Genomic DNA, 17,929 nt, shown 5'->3' on the forward strand with positions numbered 1-17,929 from the left:
ACATGCAGGACATCGTTCAGGACGCACTCGACAACGCGGAGGCCGAGCAGCGATCGATGCAGGACATCGACACCGACGACGACGAGTTCGGGGATCCCCGGATCGTCATCGTCGGTGCCGGCGGGGCGGGGAACAACACGATCAACCGCCTCTACAACATCGGCGTCGAGGGCGCCGAGACCATCGCGATCAACACGGACAAGCAGCACCTGAAGATGATCGAAGCCGACACGAAGATCCTCGTCGGCAAGTCCCTCACTCAGGGGCTCGGTGCGGGCGGCGACCCCGAGATGGGCGAGCGCGCCACCGAGATGGCTCAGGGGACGATCAAGGAGGTGCTGGGCGACGCGGACCTCGTGTTCGTGACCGCCGGCATGGGCGGTGGCACCGGTACCGGTGCCGCGCCCGTCGTCTCGAACATCGCCAAGGAGCAGGGTGCGATCGTCGTCGGGATGGTTTCGACGCCGTTCAACGTCGAGCGCGCCCGTACCGTGAAGGCCGAAGAGGGGCTGGAGCGGCTGCGCGACGAGGCGGACTCGATCATCGTCCTCGACAACAACCGACTGCTGGACTACGTCCCGAACCTGCCGATCGGGAAAGCGTTCTCCGTGATGGACCAGATCATCGCGGAGACGGTCAAGGGCATCTCGGAGACCATCACCCAGCCCAGCCTGATCAATCTGGACTACGCGGACATGTCCACGATCATGAATCAGGGTGGGGTCGCGGTGATGCTGGTCGGCGAGACCCAAGACTCCAACAAGACCGACGAGGTGGTCAACGACGCGATGAACCACCCCCTGCTGGACGTGGACTACCGCGGCGCCACCGGCGGCCTCGTCCACATCACCGGCGGTCCCGACCTCACGCTGAAGGAGGCCGAGGGGATCGCCGACAGCATCACCGAGCGGCTGGAGGCCAGCGCCAACGTCATCTGGGGCGCCCGGATCCAGGAGGAGTACAAGGGGAAAGTGCGGGTCATGGCCATCATGACCGGCGTCCAGTCGGCGCAGGTGCTCGGGTCGGGCACGCAGCAGCAGGCCAACGAGTCCCGGCGCGCGCTCAACGAGGACGACCTCGAGAACGTCGACTTCGACGCCAAGAGCAACGCACAGCAGGCGACCCAGCGCGGCGGCGCGGCCCGGGACGGCGGCGGCCGCGACCACGACGACAGCGACAGTAACGTCGACGTCATCCGCTGACGCGGCGCCGTTCTCCCGTTTTTCGCCCCCGACCAGCCGTGGCTACACCACGTCGCCGCGGACGGTCGCCCCGTCCTGCTTCTCGCGACGCTCTCGGACTGCCTCGGCGGCGGCTCGGGCGTCGTCCTCGTCGGCGCCGAGCATCTCCAGCGCCCCGGGTAGCGTCGGGAAGGCGAGTTCGCCCGCCCGGAGCTTCTCGATCGTCTCCGTCTCGCGCTCGCCGTCGGTCCAGAGGCAGGCCCCACGAGGGTCGAGCACCTGTTCGTAGGCATCCCGATCCAGCGCGCCCTGCAGCCGCTGGGTGACGTTGTCGCCGAAGGGGGCGTTACACACTTCGAGGTGGATCGGCTCGTCGGGATCGGTGAGGTGGGCGGCGAGACACTTCTCGGGTGCAGCGTAGCCGTTCTCGCTGGCACGCAGGCAGTCGGGGAACTGTTCGGCCCACTCGGCGCGGACGGTGCTGCCGACGCCTTTCACGCCGTACTCCCGCTCGAAGCGGTCGGCGGCCTCGTCGTCGCTCTCCAGCAGGATGTCCTTCGTGAGGTAGACGTCGAGGCGGTCGACGGGGTCGAGCCCGAGCGCGGCGTCGCCGTAGAGCCAGACCTCTCGGACCGGCACGGGCATCGTATCGGACTCGATCGTGTCGAGCAGGCGCTCGATTCGGTCGAGCGCGGCGGCACGCTCCATGCGGCAGGAGAACGGGGCCGCGAGCAAGAGGCTGACGCTGTCGTTATTCGCCGACTAACTCCAAGACCGCGTCCACGTCGTTTCCGACCGGCTCGGGGTCGTCACTGGCGGCGGTCGCGGCCTCGGGGTCCTTCAGCAGGTGGCCGGTGGTCAGACAGACCACGCGCTCGTCGGCGTCGATCTCGCCGCGTTCACGGAGCTCCCTGAGGCCGGCGATCGAGGCGGCAGAGGCGGGTTCGACGCCGATTCCCTCACGTGCGAGCTCGCGCTGGGCCTCGGTGATCTGCTCGTCCGTGACGGCGACGGCAGTCCCCCCTGTCTCTCGCACGCCGGGCAGCGCCTTCGGCGCGTTCACGGGCTCGCCGATCCGGATCGCGGTCGCCCGGGTCTCGACGTGGTCCCAGCGCTCGACGCCCTCGGCACCGCTCTCGATCGCCTCGACGAACGGGGCGGCGCCAGCCGCCTGGACGCCCGTGAGCTTTGGAACGTCCGCACGCGCGAGCGCGCCGGCCTGCACGAGTTCGCGGAAGCACTTGTACAGCGCCGCGGTGTTGCCCGCGTTCCCGACCGGGAGCACGATCCGGTCCGGGAAGCCGCCCTCCTCGTCGCGGAAGCGTTCGAGGATCTCGAGGCCGATCGTCTTCTGCCCCTCCAGCCGGAATGGGTTGAGGGAGTTCAGCAGGTACGCCTCGCCGCGGTTGGCGAGTTCCTGGACGATGTCGAGGCAGTCGTCGAAGTTGCCGTCGACTTCGAGGATGCGCGCGTCGTGGATCGCGGCCTGTGCGACCTTCCCGGCGGCGACCTTCCCGGCGGGGAGGAGGACGAGCGTCTCGAGGTCGGCGCGGGCGCCGTAGGCCGCGAGTGCGGCGGAGGTGTTCCCCGTCGACGCGCAGGCCAGCCGATCGACGCCGACGGCGGCGGCGGCGCCGACGCCGACGGTCATGCCGCGATCCTTGAAGCTCCCCGTCGGGTTCATCCCCTCGTGTTTGACGCGGAGGCGGTCGAGTCCGAGATCGGCCTCGATCCCGGGCACCTCGTAGAGGGGCGTGTCGCCCTCGGGGAGGCTCACCCCCGCGGGGTTCTCGGGATCGACGGGGCCAGTGCGGCCCGTCTCGAAGGGGAGCGCGTCGGCGTAGCGCCAGACGCCCCGGCCGGAGAACTCGTCCCAGTCGGGCAGGTCGGCGTAGCGGACTTCGAGCAGGCCGCCGCAGTCGTCACACGCGTACCGCACCGCCGCGAACGGGGGGTAGGTGGCGCCGCAGTCGATACAGGCCAGCCAGCAGTCGGCGTCGACGCCGTCGGGCCGGGTCGGCGCCGGGGCGTCGAGCGAGAGCGCGTCGGTCATCGGAACGGACTGGGAGCGCGGGGGAGAAAAGTGGGCCGACGATCAGTCCCGGCCGAACTCGTCGATGCGCTCGTGGACGCGCTCGACCCACTCGTCCAGCGCCTCGTGGAGCATCCCCTTGGCCTCGGGGAGCGGGACGGCGGTGTACTCGTACACGTAACCGCCGGGGTCGAGCAGGCGGCGCCGGCGCTCGACCAGCCCCTTCTCCAGCAGCGCCGTCAGCGAGCGGTTGACGTTGCTTCGGTCGCGGTCGAGCTCGTCGGCCAGCTCCGCGACGGTGCTGTCGGGGCTGTCCAGCAGGAGGAGGTACGTCCGGCTCTCGGGGGCCTGCACGCCGAACACGCAGGAGAGGATCGCCCGGAAGTCGGGGGAGTCCGTCTCGACGAGGTCGGGGATCGCCGGGCTGCTCGCGGTGTCGCTCATACCGGCGGTCGGCCGTCCGGCGCTAAAAGCCGAGTGGCACCGGCACCGGTCGTGTGCCGTGGGAACACGGACTGCGTGGACTTATGTGGCCGCACGACGTTCGTTCCGGCGAGAAGATGGAGGAGAGCATCGCCGGCTTCAAACAGCGCGGCTCGTGGGGCGACATCGTCGAACACGGCGAGCGGATCAGCCGTGCGCTCCGGGACGCCGGCGTCGACGGCGAGGCGTTCGAGGAGTGGGACGAGTGGCGCCCGAAGGCACACGAGACCCTCGGCGAGGACGTCGAGGAGAAGACCGCCGAGCAGGCCAGCATCAAGGAAGGCCCCGGCGAGCGCGAGGGGAAGGGTCCCGAGGACGACATCAAGTCCGCGGGCGAGAAGCTGACCGAGTCCTACGAGAAAGTCGAGGAGGGCGACAACGGCGGCGCGATCGAGCGCTGGCAGGACTCCATCGACTACGCCACCCGCGCGGCGGACTCGGCGGGCCGGAAGGCGATCCGGACCGTCGAGGACACCGTCTACCGGAAAGTGATGACCCAGCTCGCGCCGTACTACTTCGACAACGAGCTGATCAGCGCGAACGTCCAGCGCAGCTCCCGTGGCGACGGGACCGAGTTCGTCTTCGAGGTGAACGTCAACGACGACGAACTCAAAGACGAGGTCAGCGAGCGGCTCGCGCAGTACGACGACGAGGTCGATCGCTGGCACGTCGACACCGAGAAGCAGGTCGAGACCGCCGAGGCCGCCGAAGGTGCGGAGTTCTCCTCGCCCGATAACGAAGGGAGTTCCAAGTCGACGACGAACTAAGGCTGGGCCCTCAGCCGCGACATTCGTCGTCGGCTTGGAAGAAGTCGACGACGAACTGAGGCTGCGACGGCGACCACAACCGATTTCTCCGTTCTCCCGAGGGATGTCACCGTGACCGACTGGACCGAACGCGGCGAGCCGATCCCCGTCGAGACCGTCCTCCGCGAGTGGGTCGAGCGCGAGGCCCGGAAGGACGCCTACCCCGACGCCGACCCGGCCGGCTGGGACCGCGAGCGACTCCTGCGGGAACTCACCGAGACGTACGAGGAGCCCGCCGAGCCGGTCGTCGACGGCCGGGAGTGGTACGCCGTCGAACTCGACGGCGACGAGGTAGGGGAGTTGGGGACGTTCCCGGGGTCGGGGTGGGAGTGGCTCTCCGCGGACGGCACCGTCGCGGGCGCGGTCGAGCGGCTGGACGACGGGTCAGTCGCCGCGGAGGTCCCCGGGGCGGCCGAGAAAGTTGCGTGGTTCGCCGAGCGTCCCGCCCGGGCGTTCGGTGCCGCCGTCGCGTGGCAGCGCGACGGCGAGTGGCCGCCGCTGCTGCTCGACGGGAACCACCGGGCCTGCGGCGCCTATCGGGCGGCCCGGAGCGGTGAGACCGTCTCGCTCACCGTCCACCTCGGGGTCGAAACCGGCCCCTGAGCGCACGGATGAACAGCGTTTTACGTCGAGCGAGGGAACTGGCGGCCACTATGGGGAAGAAATCGAAAGCGCAGAAGAAGCGACTCGGGAAGAAGGAGCGACAGAACTCTCGCGTGCCCGCGTGGGTCATGATGAAGACCGACATGGAAGTCACCCGCAACCCGAAGCGGCGCAACTGGCGGCGGTCTAACATCGACGAGTAATGAGCGCGAGCGACTTCGAGGAGCGGGTCGTCACCGTCCCGCTCCGCGACGCGAAGAAGGCTCCGAAGCAGGAACGGGCCGACGCCGCGATGGCGATCGTCACCGAGCACCTCGCGACCCAGTTCTCCGTCGAGGAGGAGGAGGTCCGTCTGGACCCGGCCGTCAACGAGGCCGTCTGGGAGCGCGGGCGAAGCAAGCCCCCGAGCTCGATCCGCGTGCGGGCCGCACGGTTCGACGAGGACGGCGAGACGGTCGTCGAAGCCGAGCCGGCGGAGTAACACGCCGTGTTCCGCGCGGCTTTCGCCGGCTCCTCGTACGTCGGGGTGTTCGCGCGAGCGACCGAGGACTGTCTGCTGATCCGTCCCGACGCCGAGGAGGACGTGATCGAGGGGATGACCGACGAGCTCGGCGTCGACGCCCTGCCGACCACCGTCGCCGGCTCCAACACCGTCGGCGCGCTGGCGGTCGGCAACGAGAACGGCCTGCTCGTCTCGGGCCGGGTCACCGAACGCGAGCGCGAGCGCATCGAGACGGCGACCGACAAGCCCGTCTACGGGCTGCCGGGGAAGATCAACGCCGCCGGCAACGTCGTGCTCGCCAACGACAGCGGCGCGTACGTCCACCCGGACCTGACCGACGAACAGGTCGGCGTCGTCGAGGAGGCGCTCGCGGTCCCCGTCGAGCGCGGCTCGCTGGGCGACGTGGACACCGTCGGCACCGCCGCGGTCGCCACCAACGAGGGCGTGCTCTGTCAGCCCGACGCCCGCGAGGCCGAACTGGAGACCGTCGAGTCGCTGCTCGACGTGTACGCCGACGTGGGGACGATCAACTACGGTGCGCCCCTCGTCGGCTCGGGGCTGGTCGCGACCGACGAGGGCTACGTCGTCGGGCAGGATACCACCGGGCCGGAGCTGGGCCGCATCGAGGACACGCTGGGCTACCTGGACTGAGCCGCGGGGAGCGACCGGGAGTGACAGCCGTGTCACTCCCGCGAAGCTCGATGCCGTGGCTCGACTGCGCCCACCGCTACCGAGCGAGTACCCTTTCGGAAGCTACTTCCCGCTCGCCCGGCCATTTTCGGCTATGAGTCAGTTTACTGTGAGCGGTACGTTCGAGGCCCGGGACGGGCGGCAGGCCTTCGAGCGGAGCGTCGACGCCGAGAACGAGTCGGTCGCCGAGGAGCACGTGCTCTCCCAGTTCGGCGCGGAGCACAACCTCCAGCGCACGCAGATCGAGATCGAGGAGGTGACCGCCGCATGATGGGTGGTGGCCAGCAGCAGCTGCAGCAGCTCTCCCAGGAGCTGGAGGAGCTCGACATCGAGATCGAGGAGAAGGAAGCCGAGATCGAGGAGTTCCAGGAGGAGAAGGCGGGCGTCGACGACGCCATCGAGGCGATCGAGACGCTCGACAGCGGCTCGACGGTGCAGGTGCCCCTCGGCGGCGGCGCGTACGTCCGCGCGGAGGTTCAGGACATCGACGAGATCATCGTCGACCTCGGCGGCGGCTACGCGGCCGAGCAGGAGCAGGGCGACGCCATCGACGCCCTCGAGTCGAAGAAGGAGTCCCTCGACGACCGCATCAGCGAGGTGCGCGAGGAGATCACCGAGCTCGAGGAGGAGAGCGCCGAACTCGAACAGCGCGCCCAGCAGATGCAGCAGCAGATGCAGCAGCAGCAGATGCAGCAGATGCAGCAGCAGGGCGAGGACGGCGGTCAGTAAGGCCCCATGTTCGACGGACTGAAGGATAAGCTCGGCTCGTTCCGCGACGACGTCGAGGAGGAGGTCGAGGAGAAGGAGGCCGAAGCCGAGGCTGCGGCGGAAGCCGAGGCGGACGAGGCTGAACCGGCGACGGAGGCCGACGAGGACTCGACCCCCGCCGCGGCGCCGGACCGCGAGTCGAGCGACGAGGCGGACGACGACGGCGGCCCCGGCCGGCTGCGGCAGGCCGCCGCCTTCGCGACCGGGCGGGTCATCATCGAGGAGGAAGACTTAGAGGAGCCGCTCTGGTCGCTGGAGATGGCGCTTTTAGAGAGCGACGTGGAGATGAGCGTCGCCGAGGAGATCCTCGACGCGGTGCGCGAGCAGCTGATCGGGGAGACCCGAAAGCAGGTCGACACCACCGCCGAACTGGTCGAGGAGGCGCTGCACGACGCGCTGGTCGACGTGATCTCCGTCGGCCAGTTCGACTTCGAGCAGCGCATCGCCGAGGCCGACAAGCCCGTGACGATCGTGTTCACGGGCGTCAACGGCGTCGGCAAGACCACCTCGATCGCCAAGATGAGCGAGTGGCTGGGCAAGCGCGGCTACAGCTCCGTCCTCGCGAACGGCGACACCTACCGCGCCGGCGCGAACGAGCAGATCGAGAAGCACGCCGAGAACGTCGGCCGGAAGGTGATCTCCCACGAGCAGGGCGGTGACCCTGCCGCGGTCATCTACGACGGCGTCGAGTACGCCGAAGCCAACGACGTGGACGTGGTGCTGGGCGACACCGCCGGCCGCCTGCACACCTCCAACGACCTGATGACCCAGTTGGAGAAGATCCACCGCGTGGTCGACCCCGAGATGACGCTGTTCGTCGACGAGGCCGTCGCCGGACAGGACGCGGTCGAGCGCGCGAAGGAGTTCGACGACGCCGCGGAGATCGATGGCACGGTGCTGACGAAGGCCGACGCCGACTCCTCCGGCGGCGCCGCGATCTCGATCGCCCACGTGACGGGCAAGCCCGTCCTCTTCCTCGGCACCGGGCAGGGGTACGACGACATCCGGGCGTTCGACCCCGAGGCGCTGGTCGACGAGCTACTCGCCGACGAGGAGTAGCGCCGCCCCGGTCTCAGTTCTCGCAGGCAGTACACGCGATCAGCTCGTCCCTGCGCCGCGCGAGCACACCGTTGCCCAGTGGCATCGCCGCCGACACGTCGTCGATCCGCCAGCGCTCGCTCCCGTCGGCGAGATCCAGCGCGACGACGCCGTCCGCACCGACGAGCACGCTGTCGCCGACGACCGCTGGCCGGTCCGGGCTGTCGAGGTCGGTCGACCACTGCTTCTCGCCGGTGTCGCGGTCGATCCCGTGAACCGTTTCGCCGTCCGAGAGGGCGAGCCGCGCCCCGAGCCCCGCGGGCGGGGGGAACGCCGGCCGGTCGTCCCGCGTCGCCGTCCTCCACTGGCGCTCCCCGGTCGCGGCGTCGAGCGCCACGAGTTCGGACTTCACGGGGACGAGCAGGAGCGAGCCGCTCCGAGCGGGCGCCCGGAACGCGCGCAGTCCCGGCACCGACCACAGAATCTCGCCGTCGCGCCTGTCGAGCGCGTACACCCCGCGGTCGCTCTCGCTGGTGACAGTGACGTACACTCGCTCCTCGTCGACCGCCGGCGGGTAGGGGGTCGCCGGAGCCTCCTCGGGGTCGCCGAACGGCTGGCGCCAGCGCTCCCCGTTTCCCACCTCGTAGGCGTACGCGCCGTCGGCGTCGCCGCCGAACAGGACGCCGCCGGCAGCCCGCGGCGTCGTCGGGTAGTTCGCGAGCGAGTGGCGGTCGACCACCTCGCCGCCGTCGAGCAGGTGGAGGGCGGCGCCGTCGTCGGTCTGGAAGACGACTGCGGTGTGGCCGTCGACGAGGACCGGCGGCGCGGCGATCGTCGCGGGGAGTCGGGCGTGGTCGGTTCGGTCGCCGGTCCGCACGTCGAACTGGCTCCAGACGCCGGCGTCCCCGCTGCGGCCGAGCGCGACGAGCCGGTCGCCGCCGGCGACGACGCCCGCGAACGCGTCCAAACCGCCGTCCGGCGCGAGCGTCGCGCGCCAGCGTTCCGCGACCCGTGCGGGTGCGGGCAGGTCGGGCGCCGCGGCGGCGTTCCGGGCGTCGCCGCCGGAATTGGGCCACTCGATTCCGGCCGGTTCGGCGGGCGTACAGCCGCGGCCGGCACAGCCCGCGAAGCCGAGCGCCGTGCCGGCGCCGATCGTGGCGAGCAGATCGCGTCGGGAGGGCATTCGTCCGAGAGTGGGCGCGGACGCACTTGGCCGCTGTGGCGCGGGAGCGTTTTCCGTCGGGGCGCCCAACCCCGGCCCATGCCCACCGTCGTCGCGTTCGAGACCGAGGGAGGCGCCGTGCTCGCGGCCGACCGACTGGTCGTCGACAACGACACCGTCAGCAGCAAGCACGCCGACCGGATCGCCGAGTTCGGCGACTGCGGCGCGGCGGCCGTCGCCGACCCGGGCGAGTTCCGGCGCGAGCTCGACGGGAAACGCCGGGCGTACGAAAGCGACCACGGCGAGAACCCCGGGATCGAGCCGTTCACCCGGATGGCGACCGGAATCGCCGAGGCAGTTGGAACCGACGCCGCCGTGGCCGCGCGGGACGGCGAGGGTCACGCGCAGGTCCGGGCGGTGTACGCCGACGGGAGCGTCATCGACGACTCGCCGGTCGCGCTCGGGACGGGCGCGGAGCTGGCGTTCGGCCGGCTGGAGGCCGGCGTGCCGAGCGACCTCGACGAGGCGGAGACGTTCGCGCGGGAGGTTATCGAGGGCGTCGCCCAACGCGACACCCGCACGGGCGAGGACGCGGACGCCTGGACGCTCACGAGCGAGTGACGCGCGGCGAAAAGTAATTAGCTGTTTGAAACGAGTGACGGGTATGAGTGACGAAAGGATCGAGCAATCACTGAGCCGGCGGAGCGCGATCAAAGCCGGCGTCGCCGTCGGTCTCGGGGGCGCGCTCGCCGGCTGTTCGACGCCGGGCAGCGGCGGCGGCGACGAGATACGGCTGACCGAGAGCTTCGAGGACGGCCTCGGCGGCTGGGAGACGGCCGCCCACATCGGCCCGGAGGAGGAGCTGTCGGATTTCGAGTGGGCCATCGAGCGCTCGCAGGAGCAGGCCAGCGAGGGCGACTGGAGCCTCTCGGTGGTCACCGAGGGCGACCACGACGACGGGACGGCGTGGGCGACCACGGAGCTCTCGCCGGGCGACGCCGAGGCGTTCGAAGTGAGCTTCGACGCCTGGAGCGAGTCTGAGTCGTTCAACATCCTCCGCAACGTGGTCTCGTATCTCGGCCCCGAGGCGCCGACCGAGGAGGGCGACTTCCCCGATCCGGGGGTAAGCTCCTCGGACGTCGACGGCGCGCCCTACGGCGGCCTGCGCGAACCGCTCCACCTCGCGGCGGGCTGGCGCGAGTACAGCTACACGTGGGAGCCGGACTCCGTGCCGGAGACGCTGTACTTCTCGATCGGCGTGAGCGTCGTCTGGGAGGCCGACGCCACCCACTACGTCGACGACGTGCGGGTCGTCCGGCTGTAGGGGACAAAACACACCTTACTGGGGCGGAAACTGCGATCCATGCGTCTCACGCGGCGACGGGTCCTCGCTTCCGCCCTCCTCGCGGGGCTGAGTGGCTGTGCCGGGAGTGAGGACCGGCGGAGCCAGACGCCGACGATGACCGAACGCGGGTACGAGGAGCGCGTCGACGACCCCGAGAGCGTGACCGTTCGACACGCCGGGGGAGAGCCGGCAGTCCGGTCGACGCTGGTCAGCCCGACGATGGAGTGGGACAGCGAACGGTGGCTCGTCGGGTCGCGCGACGAACTTGAGGCGCTCTACTTCTCGGCGGACGCGACCGGCGTCGACGCCGCCGAGGCGTTCCTCGCCGGGACTGACCTTTCGGCCGAATCGGTGCTCGTCCACCAGTATCGAGTCGACGAATGTGTCGACTGGGAACTGCAGCGACTCCAGTGGCGCGAGGCCGAGCAGGGACCAGCCGGCAGCGTCGCCGTCGAACTCCGGTACGAGTCGACGGAGCGAGGGTCGGACTGCGAGCGCGGTGACGACGAGGACGTCGCCGCGACGTTCGTCCGCATCCCGGCGACGTTCGAGCGGGTCACGAGGTTCGGCAGTTGGGTGTCGTAGCGGCCACGGCGACCCGTTCGGACGGACAAGCGTTTATGGGTCGGCCGCCAACGGTGGGGTAAGATGGTACTCGACAATCTCGGGAGCTCCCTCCGGGGCACGATGGACACGCTCCGCGGGAAGTCCCGCCTGGACGAGGAGGACGTCCAGGAGATCGTGAAGGAGATCCAGCGCTCGCTGCTGCAGGCCGACGTCGAGGTCGACCTGGTGATGGATCTCTCCTCGAACATCGAGGAGCGCGCGCTCAACGAGGAGCCGCCCGGCGGCACCTCCGCGCGGGACCACATCCTCAAGATCGTCTACGAGGAGATGGTCGACGTCGTCGGCGACTCCACCGAGATCCCGCTTGAGCCCCAGACGATCATGCTCTCGGGGCTGCAGGGGTCGGGGAAGACGACGACCGCCGCCAAGATCGCGTGGTGGTTCTCGAAGAAGGGGCTGCGCCCGGCGGTCATCCAGACCGACACGTTCCGGCCCGGCTCCTACCAGCAGGCCAAGCAGATGGCCGAGAACGCGGAGGTGCAGTTCTACGGCGACCCCGACGCCGAGGACCCCGTGAAGATCGCCCGCGACGGCCTCGAAGCCACCAGCGACGCCGACGTGCACATCGTCGACACCGCGGGTCGGCACGCGCTGGAGTCCGAGCTGATCGACGAGATCGAGGAGATCGAGCGTGAAGTGAACCCCGACCGGAACCTCCTGGTGCTCGACGCCGCCATCGGGCAGGGCGCCAAGGAACAGGCCCGGGAGTTCGACGACGCCATCGGCGTCGACGGCGTCGCGATCACCAAGCTCGACGGGACCGCGAAAGGTGGCGGGGCGCTCACCGCGGTCAACGAGACCGACTCCTCCATCGCGTTCCTCGGCACCGGCGAGACGGTCCAGGACATCGAGCGCTTCGAGCCGGACGGCTTCATCTCCCGGCTGCTCGGGATGGGCGACCTCAAACAGCTCTCCGAGCGCGTCGAGCGCGCGATGCAGGAGACCGGCGACGAGGACGAGGACTGGGAGCCCGAGGACATGCTGGAGGGGAGCTTCACCCTGAAGGACATGCAGCGGCAGATGGACGCGATGAACAAGATGGGGCCGCTCGATCAAGTGATGGACATGATCCCCGGGATGGGCGGCGGGATGATGGACCAGCTCCCCGACGACGCGATGGACGTGACCCAGGACCGGATGCGCAACTTCGAGGTCATCATGGACTCGATGACCGAAGAGGAGCTCGAGGACCCCCGCTCCATCGGCGCCCAGCAGGTCAAACGCATCGCCCGCGGCTCGGGCACCGACGAGGAGACGGTGCAGGAGCTGCTCCAGCAACACAAGATGATGGACAAGACCCTGAACCAGTTCCAGGGGATGGGCGACGGCGACATGCAGCGGATGATGAAGAAGATGCAGGGCGGCGACGGCGGCGGCCTCGGCGGCATGGGGCCGTTCTGAGGCCGGTCGTCGATACCGAACCGCGTTCGCCGCATCCGCGCGCTTTTTGCCCGCGGCCGGGGTAGCCCGCCCCGATGGAGCTTCGCCGCCTCGCGCGCTACGACGCGCTCGTTCTCACCACGCTCTTGTGGTTCATGGCGAAGTTCGTGCGCTACCTGTTCCCGCCGCTTTTCGACCCGTTTCAGGTCGCCTTCGGCGTCTCCAACACCGCGACCGGGCTGGCGTTCTCCGCGCTGATGACCGTCTACGCGCTGATGCAGTTCCCCTCCGGCGTGGTCGCCGACCGCCGGGGACCGGTCCGGGTGATCGCCGCCGGCGCCGTCGTGGCGGCTCTCGGCTCGCTCGCGCTCGTCGTGCCGCTCCCGCTGCCGGACCTCCCAGTGCCCGTCGGTCCCGTTTCGGCCGTGCCGGGGGAGTTCCTCGGCGTTGTCGCCGGGATGCTCCTGATCGGCGTCGGGACCGGCGCACACAAGACCGTCGCCGTTCGCCTGCTCGCGACGGTCCACGAGCAGCGGACGGGGCGGGCGCTCGGCGTGCTCGACACGGTCGCGGCCTTCGGCGGCGTCGCGGCACCGCTGGCGGTGACGTACGCGCTGCCGGACTGGCGGGGGCTGTTCCTCGCGAGCGGTCTCGCGGTCGCCGCGCTGACCGTGCTGTTCGTCCGACGAACGCCGCGACATCTGGAGGGGCGCGGCGCCGCCGATACGGGCGACGAAGGAAGCAGCGGGGTCGACGGCTCGCTGCTCGGCTACCTCGGGCTGCTGCGGGCGCCCCGGGTGGCGCTGTTCGTCGGCGTCACCGTCGCGTTCGCGTTCGGCTACAACGGGGTGGTGGCGTTCCTGCCGAGCTACCTCGCCGCCGACGCGGGCGCGGGGCTGGGACGCGCCGTCGGCAACACGATCTACTCCGCGCTGTTCGTCGTCGCGCTGGTCCAGTTGGGGACCGGCGAGCTCACCGACCGCGTGGGGCGGCTGCCGATGCTGTTCGCGACCGTCGTCGCCGCGGTCGCCGGCGCGGCGCTGCTGCTCTCGGTGCGTGGCGTCGCCGCCGTCGGCGCCGCCGTCGTGCTGTTCGGGATCGGCGCCCACGGCTTCCGGCCCGTGCGGAGCGCGTACCTGATGTCGCTGCTGCCCGACGACGCCGCCGGCGGGGGGCTGGGCGTCGTGCGGACAGTGTTGATGACCGCGGGCGCGATCGCACCGGGGGTGACCGGCTTCCTGATCGACACGCGGGGGTACGACGCCGCGTTCGCGGCGCTCGGCGGGTCGCTGGTGGTCGCGCTCGTGCTGCTGGGGCTGATCGCGTTGCTGAGTCGCGAGGGGTAGCCGGCTCGGGGGTTTTTCACCGGCGACGCCGACGCTCCAGTCGATGAGCGTCCTCGCCGTCGCCCGGGAGGCGTACGAGTCGGCGCTGCCCGCGCTGGGGGCGAGCGTCGTCGGCGGCCTGCTCGCGGGCGTCGTCCTCGGCGGGATGCAGGCCGAACTCCGGGCGGTCCCCGGGCTGCTGGTGCTCGTGCCGGCGCTGCTGGCGACCCGGGGGAACGTCTACGGCAGCCTCGGCGCGCGGCTCTCGACCGGTCTCCACCAGGGGCTGGTCGAGCCACGGGTCGACCTCGGCAACCGACGGCTGCGCGGGGCGATGACGGCCGCGCTGGCGAACGGCCTGCTCGCGAGCGCCGTCGCCGCCGTCGCGGTGTTCCTGCTCCTCACGGCGTTTGGCGATACAGTCGCACCGGTGACGACGCTCGTGGCGGTCAGCCTCGTCGCGGGGCTGCTCTCCGGGGTCGCGCTGACCGCGGTCGTAGTCGTCGTCGTGTTCGTTGGCTACCGCAACGGGTACGACCCCGACACGCTGGTCGGGCCGGTCGTGACGACGACCGGCGACGTGTTCGGCGTCGCCTTCCTGCTGCTCGCGGTGCGGGTCGTGCTGGCGCTGGGAGGTGGGGCGTGACGACCGACTGGACGGTCCGGGCGATCACGCGGGCGACGCTGCCCGTGTTGCTCGTGATGACGATGGTCGAGGTCGGCTCGGGGCTGGTGCTCGGCACGTTCGAGGCCGAACTCTACCGGTACCCGACGCTGCTGGTGCTCGTCCCCGTCACCATCGGCACCGCGGGCAACCTCGGCAGCGTGCTCGCGTCGCGGCTCTCGACGGCGTTTCACCTCGGGACGCTCGATTTCTCGCCGACCGACGAGTCGCTGGCGGGCAACGCGGTCGCGACCGTCGCGCTCGCGGTGACGCTGTTCCCCGTCGTCGGCGCCGGCGCGTGGGTGCTGCAGTCGCTGCTCGGCGGGGTGCAGTTGGCCGTCGGCACCGTCGTCTGGATCTCGCTGTGCAGCGGCGTCGTGCTGGCGGTGCTCGCGGTCGCGGTTACGCTCGGCGCGACGTACGTGGCCTACCGCTACCGGCTCGACCCCGACGACGTGGTGATCCCCGTGGTCACGAACACCTGCGACGTGCTGGGCGTGGTGGTGCTGTTCGCGGTGGTACAGCTCGCGCTCTAGTCCCCGGTGTCCTCGTCGAACGCGACCAGCGGCCCCTCGTGTTCGCGGCGGGGCTGCTCGGTGCCGACGAAGCCGACCGACGGGCCGACGACGAACGAGGCGAGGCTGCCGAGGAACACGGGGACGATCGCCGCACCGTTGGTCAGCGAGATGGCGATCAGCGCGGAGGACAGCGGCGTTCCCGTGATCGTCGCGTTGAACGCCGCCATCCCCACCAGCATCGCGATGGGGGCGGGCAGGCCGGGGACGACCAGCGAGAGCGCCTGCCCGATCACCGCGCCCATGAACATGTGGGGGATGATCAGCCCGCCGTGCCAGTTCCCTTGGATCGTCAGCGCCGCGGCGATCATCTCCCCGCCCAGCACCGCGATCAGCAGGCCGAGCGAGTGCTGGCCGTTGAGCACCGCGTTGATCTGGGCGCCGCCGTAGAAGTAGGTGAGCGGGAGCGCGTAGCCGAGCAGCCCGATCCCGAGCCCGGCGACGGTCGTCCGGACGATTAGCCGCGGGGAGTAGCGGTTGAGCAGGCGGCCCACGACCGAGAACACGCGGTCGTACACGTGCGCGATCGGGACGACGGCGACCCCGATCAGCAGCGCGGCGCCGAGGTGCCACGGCGCGTACTGGTAGAGGAGGTCGGCCTCCCAGACGTTGAACAGTGAGAGCCCGCCCATCGAGACCATCACCAGGTAGCCCGAGAAGCTCGCGACCAGCGTCGGCACGATGGCCTCGTAGTACTCGATGCCGCGGCGGTGGGGGAGTTCGAGCCAGAGCAGCGAGCCCCCGATCGGCGCGCCGAGGATCGTCCCGAACCCCGCACCCATCCCCGCGAGCGTGAGCAGTTTGCGGCCGCCGGCGTCGAGGCGCTCGCCGACGCGGGTGCCCAGCGAGCCGCCGACGACGCTCATCATCCCCTCCGGGCCGGCGCCCTGCCCGGCGATCAGGCCGATGAAGTTCGAGGGGACGACGGGGATGTTGTCGCGGGCGGGGATCGCGCCGTGTTCGTGGAAGTCCCGGACGACGGCGGCGAGCGAGCCGGGGTAGTGGCTCAGCGTCCCGATGGCGCCGATGAGGACGCCCGCGACAGTGCTGACGACGATCCGGTGCCACGGGACGACGGTCCCACCCCAGAGCAGGTCGAGGCCGGCCTTCCACGCCAGTCGGAACCCCGTGGCGAACAGGCCGACGGCGACGCCGACGACGGCCGCGAGAACGAGAGTGCGGTGGTACCGCCCGAGGCGCATCTATCCGTCGGAGGCGCCGTCGGCGGGTTCGTGGTAGTCGTCCGAGTCCCGCCGGTCCGTCCCGGGGTCGACCGGGCGTCCCTCCTCGGTTGGCGGGGCGACGTGGTCGATGAAGGACTCCACGTCGGGCTCGCGTACGTCGACCCGGACGTGGATGTCGCCGAGTTCGTCCTCGGACCCCACCGCGAAGTTGACGACGCCCTCGAAGGCGGGCTGTTTCTTCAGGTCGAACGCGAACCCCTCCTCGTCCATACCGTTGTAGAACTCCCGGCGCGCGGTGTCGAGGATCTCCTGTTCGTGGAGCACGTCCGAGAACGCGTCGAGCGAGTGGCTCTCGGCGACGAAGCGGTCGGGCTCGCGGCGGAACTCCGCGTCGGGGAAGAGGTTGGTGACGGCGTCCTCGACGCGGTCGGCCACCTCCGTCGCCTGTACCGGGACCTCGATCGTGACGTCGATGCTGTAGATCATTGGTGGGCTTCGTCGTCGATGTCGGTCGTCCCGCGCTCCAGCACCGCCCGGACCTGCTCGCGGAAGCGCTCCAGCGAGTCGTCGTTGTGGATCGTGAGGTCGGCGGCGTCGATCACCTCGCCCATCCCGAAGCCGAGTTCGCGCTCCTCGCGCTCCCGGAGCTTCTCACGGTCGAGGTCGGTCGCCTCCCGGCCGCGGTCGCCCAACCGCTTGGCGCGCAGGTCGAAGGGGGCCTCGATGGAGACGAGCAGGAAGTCCTCGCCGAAGGCGTCGACGAACCGCTCCACTTCGGCCATCGAGCGCAGGCCGTCGACGAGCACGACCGGCTCGCCGTCCTGCTCCTCGGCGGCCTCCCGGACCATCGGGATACAGCGGTCGGCGATGGCGGTCTCGCCCTCCTCCTCGCGGAGCTGTTGGGCGATCTCGCCGTGGTGTTCGCTCGGGTCGAGGCCGCGCCGCCGGGTCTCCTCCCGGATCACGTCGCCCATCGTCACGACGGGGAGCTCCTCCTCCCGGGCGACCGCGGCGGCCTCGCCCTTGCCGCTGCCCGGCAGCCCGACGGTGCCGATGATTCGCATCGGCTCGGGGTTCTCGGCTGGCGGGGTTAAGGGCTACGGGACGAACCCGGCCGCTTTTGCTCGCCGAGGGTAATGGACGTGTGAGGGCGCGTAGCTCAGCTGGACAGAGCGTCGGACTTCTAACCCCGGTGGTCCCGCGGGGGGAGCAATCCGGTGGTCGTGGGTTCGAATCCCACCGCGCCCGTTTTCCGGCGAGCGAAGCGAGCCGTGAAAACGGCACGTGGGGTTCGAATCAGGGAGGTCGCGCGCAGCGAAGCGAGCACGTCCGACCGTGGTTCGAATCCCACCGCGCCCGCTGTCTACGGAGAACGGGAGCAGCAGCGGCGCCACACCCTGCAGTCAGTCGACGACGTTCACGAACCCCAGCCGTTCGAAGCTACTCGCTCGTTCTCGCGGTACGTCCCGAGAACCCGGCGCTGAGCGTTCAGTAAAAAGACCGGGACGCAAGCCCCGGCTCTCGAAGCGGGACCGACAACCCGCCGGCCTGCCTCTGACAACCC

General features: G+C 70.3%; 23 protein-coding genes and 1 tRNA gene. 17 read left to right on the forward strand and 7 right to left on the reverse strand.

What is annotated here, in order from left to right:
- Nucleotides 1–2: 2 nt before the first annotated feature.
- A complete protein-coding gene (ftsZ, locus tag ACYQZ5_RS12955; protein ID WP_379818160.1) occupies nucleotides 3–1,202 on the forward strand; it encodes a cell division protein FtsZ in 1,200 nt (399 codons plus the stop codon).
- A gap of 42 nt (nucleotides 1,203–1,244) precedes the next feature.
- Here the strand turns inward: ftsZ and ACYQZ5_RS12960 are convergent, their stop codons facing one another.
- Genes ACYQZ5_RS12960 through ACYQZ5_RS12970 form a run of 3 tightly spaced genes read right to left on the reverse strand, consistent with a single transcriptional unit; the run spans nucleotide 1,245 to nucleotide 3,657 of the window.
- A complete protein-coding gene (locus ACYQZ5_RS12960; protein ID WP_379732095.1) occupies nucleotides 1,245–1,889 on the reverse strand; it encodes a DUF7095 family protein in 645 nt (214 codons plus the stop codon).
- A 43-nt stretch (nucleotides 1,890–1,932) separates the two neighbouring features.
- Nucleotides 1,933–3,234, reverse strand: coding sequence for a threonine synthase (gene thrC, locus ACYQZ5_RS12965; RefSeq protein WP_379818159.1), 1,302 nt, complete (start codon nucleotides 3,232–3,234; stop codon nucleotides 1,933–1,935).
- 42 nt (nucleotides 3,235–3,276) lie between these two features.
- Nucleotides 3,277–3,657: a helix-turn-helix domain-containing protein gene (locus ACYQZ5_RS12970; protein WP_379732098.1), complete on the reverse strand. Its 381-nt coding sequence runs from the start codon at nucleotides 3,655–3,657 to the stop codon at nucleotides 3,277–3,279.
- A 116-nt stretch (nucleotides 3,658–3,773) separates the two neighbouring features.
- On the opposite strand from ACYQZ5_RS12970, the gene ACYQZ5_RS12975 reads away from it, so the two are divergent.
- The 8 genes from ACYQZ5_RS12975 (at nucleotide 3,774) to ftsY (ending at nucleotide 8,124) form a co-directional block, all read left to right on the forward strand.
- Nucleotides 3,774–4,463: a DUF5828 family protein gene (locus ACYQZ5_RS12975; RefSeq protein ID WP_379732099.1), complete on the forward strand. Its 690-nt coding sequence runs from the start codon at nucleotides 3,774–3,776 to the stop codon at nucleotides 4,461–4,463.
- Between the two features lie 111 nt (nucleotides 4,464–4,574).
- Complete coding sequence (locus tag ACYQZ5_RS12980; protein ID WP_379818158.1) at nucleotides 4,575–5,105, forward strand: hypothetical protein; 531 nt, start codon at nucleotides 4,575–4,577, stop codon at nucleotides 5,103–5,105.
- Nucleotides 5,106–5,155: 50 nt separating this feature from the next.
- A complete protein-coding gene (locus tag ACYQZ5_RS12985; protein ID WP_049981178.1) occupies nucleotides 5,156–5,308 on the forward strand; it encodes a 50S ribosomal protein L39e in 153 nt (50 codons plus the stop codon).
- Nucleotides 5,308–5,586 carry a 50S ribosomal protein L31e gene (locus tag ACYQZ5_RS12990; RefSeq protein WP_379732532.1) on the forward strand — a complete coding sequence of 93 codons (279 nt, stop codon included), beginning with the start codon at nucleotides 5,308–5,310 and terminating at the stop codon, nucleotides 5,584–5,586. Before ACYQZ5_RS12985 ends, ACYQZ5_RS12990 begins: the two co-directional genes overlap by 1 nt.
- Before the next feature lie 6 nt (nucleotides 5,587–5,592).
- Complete coding sequence (locus tag ACYQZ5_RS12995) at nucleotides 5,593–6,258, forward strand: translation initiation factor IF-6 (RefSeq protein WP_379818157.1); 666 nt, start codon at nucleotides 5,593–5,595, stop codon at nucleotides 6,256–6,258.
- A 133-nt stretch (nucleotides 6,259–6,391) separates the two neighbouring features.
- Entirely contained in the window at nucleotides 6,392–6,568 is a 177-nt protein-coding gene (rpl18a, locus tag ACYQZ5_RS13000; RefSeq protein ID WP_379732530.1) for a 50S ribosomal protein L18Ae, read from the forward strand.
- On the forward strand, nucleotides 6,568–7,026 hold the full coding sequence (pfdA, locus tag ACYQZ5_RS13005) for a prefoldin subunit alpha (protein WP_379732529.1): 459 nt from the start codon (nucleotides 6,568–6,570) through the stop codon (nucleotides 7,024–7,026). Before rpl18a ends, pfdA begins: the two co-directional genes overlap by 1 nt.
- Nucleotides 7,027–7,032: 6 nt before the next feature.
- Nucleotides 7,033–8,124 carry a signal recognition particle-docking protein FtsY gene (gene ftsY / locus ACYQZ5_RS13010; protein WP_379818156.1) on the forward strand — a complete coding sequence of 364 codons (1,092 nt, stop codon included), beginning with the start codon at nucleotides 7,033–7,035 and terminating at the stop codon, nucleotides 8,122–8,124.
- 13 nt (nucleotides 8,125–8,137) lie between these two features.
- Here ftsY and ACYQZ5_RS13015 read toward each other — a convergent pair whose 3' ends face one another.
- Nucleotides 8,138–9,286, reverse strand: a complete 1,149-nt coding sequence (locus ACYQZ5_RS13015) for a PQQ-binding-like beta-propeller repeat protein (RefSeq protein ID WP_459846425.1) — start codon at nucleotides 9,284–9,286, stop codon at nucleotides 8,138–8,140.
- A 78-nt stretch (nucleotides 9,287–9,364) separates the two neighbouring features.
- Here ACYQZ5_RS13015 and ACYQZ5_RS13020 point away from each other — a divergent pair, with 78 nt between their 5' ends.
- From ACYQZ5_RS13020 to ACYQZ5_RS13050, 7 genes are all read left to right on the forward strand, one after another.
- Complete coding sequence (locus ACYQZ5_RS13020; protein WP_379818567.1) at nucleotides 9,365–9,886, forward strand: Ntn hydrolase family protein; 522 nt, start codon at nucleotides 9,365–9,367, stop codon at nucleotides 9,884–9,886.
- A gap of 43 nt (nucleotides 9,887–9,929) precedes the next feature.
- Nucleotides 9,930–10,589, forward strand: coding sequence for a twin-arginine translocation signal domain-containing protein (locus ACYQZ5_RS13025; protein ID WP_379732259.1), 660 nt, complete (start codon nucleotides 9,930–9,932; stop codon nucleotides 10,587–10,589).
- 39 nt (nucleotides 10,590–10,628) lie between these two features.
- Nucleotides 10,629–11,195 carry a hypothetical protein gene (locus ACYQZ5_RS13030; protein WP_379818565.1) on the forward strand — a complete coding sequence of 189 codons (567 nt, stop codon included), beginning with the start codon at nucleotides 10,629–10,631 and terminating at the stop codon, nucleotides 11,193–11,195.
- A 63-nt stretch (nucleotides 11,196–11,258) separates the two neighbouring features.
- Nucleotides 11,259–12,638 carry a signal recognition particle protein Srp54 gene (locus tag ACYQZ5_RS13035; RefSeq protein WP_379732257.1) on the forward strand — a complete coding sequence of 460 codons (1,380 nt, stop codon included), beginning with the start codon at nucleotides 11,259–11,261 and terminating at the stop codon, nucleotides 12,636–12,638.
- A gap of 74 nt (nucleotides 12,639–12,712) precedes the next feature.
- Complete coding sequence (locus ACYQZ5_RS13040) at nucleotides 12,713–13,963, forward strand: MFS transporter (RefSeq protein WP_459846427.1); 1,251 nt, start codon at nucleotides 12,713–12,715, stop codon at nucleotides 13,961–13,963.
- A gap of 43 nt (nucleotides 13,964–14,006) precedes the next feature.
- On the forward strand, nucleotides 14,007–14,588 hold the full coding sequence (locus ACYQZ5_RS13045) for a magnesium transporter (protein ID WP_379818564.1): 582 nt from the start codon (nucleotides 14,007–14,009) through the stop codon (nucleotides 14,586–14,588).
- Nucleotides 14,585–15,142: a magnesium transporter gene (locus ACYQZ5_RS13050; protein WP_379730870.1), complete on the forward strand. Its 558-nt coding sequence runs from the start codon at nucleotides 14,585–14,587 to the stop codon at nucleotides 15,140–15,142. The genes ACYQZ5_RS13045 and ACYQZ5_RS13050 overlap by 4 nt, the downstream gene beginning before the upstream one ends.
- On the opposite strand, the gene ACYQZ5_RS13055 is transcribed toward ACYQZ5_RS13050, so the two are convergent.
- Genes ACYQZ5_RS13055 through ACYQZ5_RS13065 form a run of 3 tightly spaced genes read right to left on the reverse strand, consistent with a single transcriptional unit; the run spans nucleotide 15,139 to nucleotide 17,429 of the window.
- Entirely contained in the window at nucleotides 15,139–16,383 is a 1,245-nt protein-coding gene (locus ACYQZ5_RS13055) for a chloride channel protein (protein ID WP_379730869.1), read from the reverse strand. The genes ACYQZ5_RS13050 and ACYQZ5_RS13055 overlap by 4 nt on opposite strands.
- Nucleotides 16,384–16,851: an RNA-binding domain-containing protein gene (locus ACYQZ5_RS13060; protein WP_379730868.1), complete on the reverse strand. Its 468-nt coding sequence runs from the start codon at nucleotides 16,849–16,851 to the stop codon at nucleotides 16,384–16,386.
- A complete protein-coding gene (locus tag ACYQZ5_RS13065; protein WP_379730867.1) occupies nucleotides 16,848–17,429 on the reverse strand; it encodes an AAA family ATPase in 582 nt (193 codons plus the stop codon). Before ACYQZ5_RS13065 ends, ACYQZ5_RS13060 begins: the two co-directional genes overlap by 4 nt.
- An 84-nt stretch (nucleotides 17,430–17,513) precedes the next feature.
- On the opposite strand from ACYQZ5_RS13065, the gene ACYQZ5_RS13070 reads away from it, so the two are divergent.
- Nucleotides 17,514–17,613, forward strand: a tRNA-Arg gene (locus ACYQZ5_RS13070).
- Nucleotides 17,614–17,929: the final 316 nt, after the last annotated feature.

It is taken from the genome of Halolamina salina, from assembly GCF_054653455.1.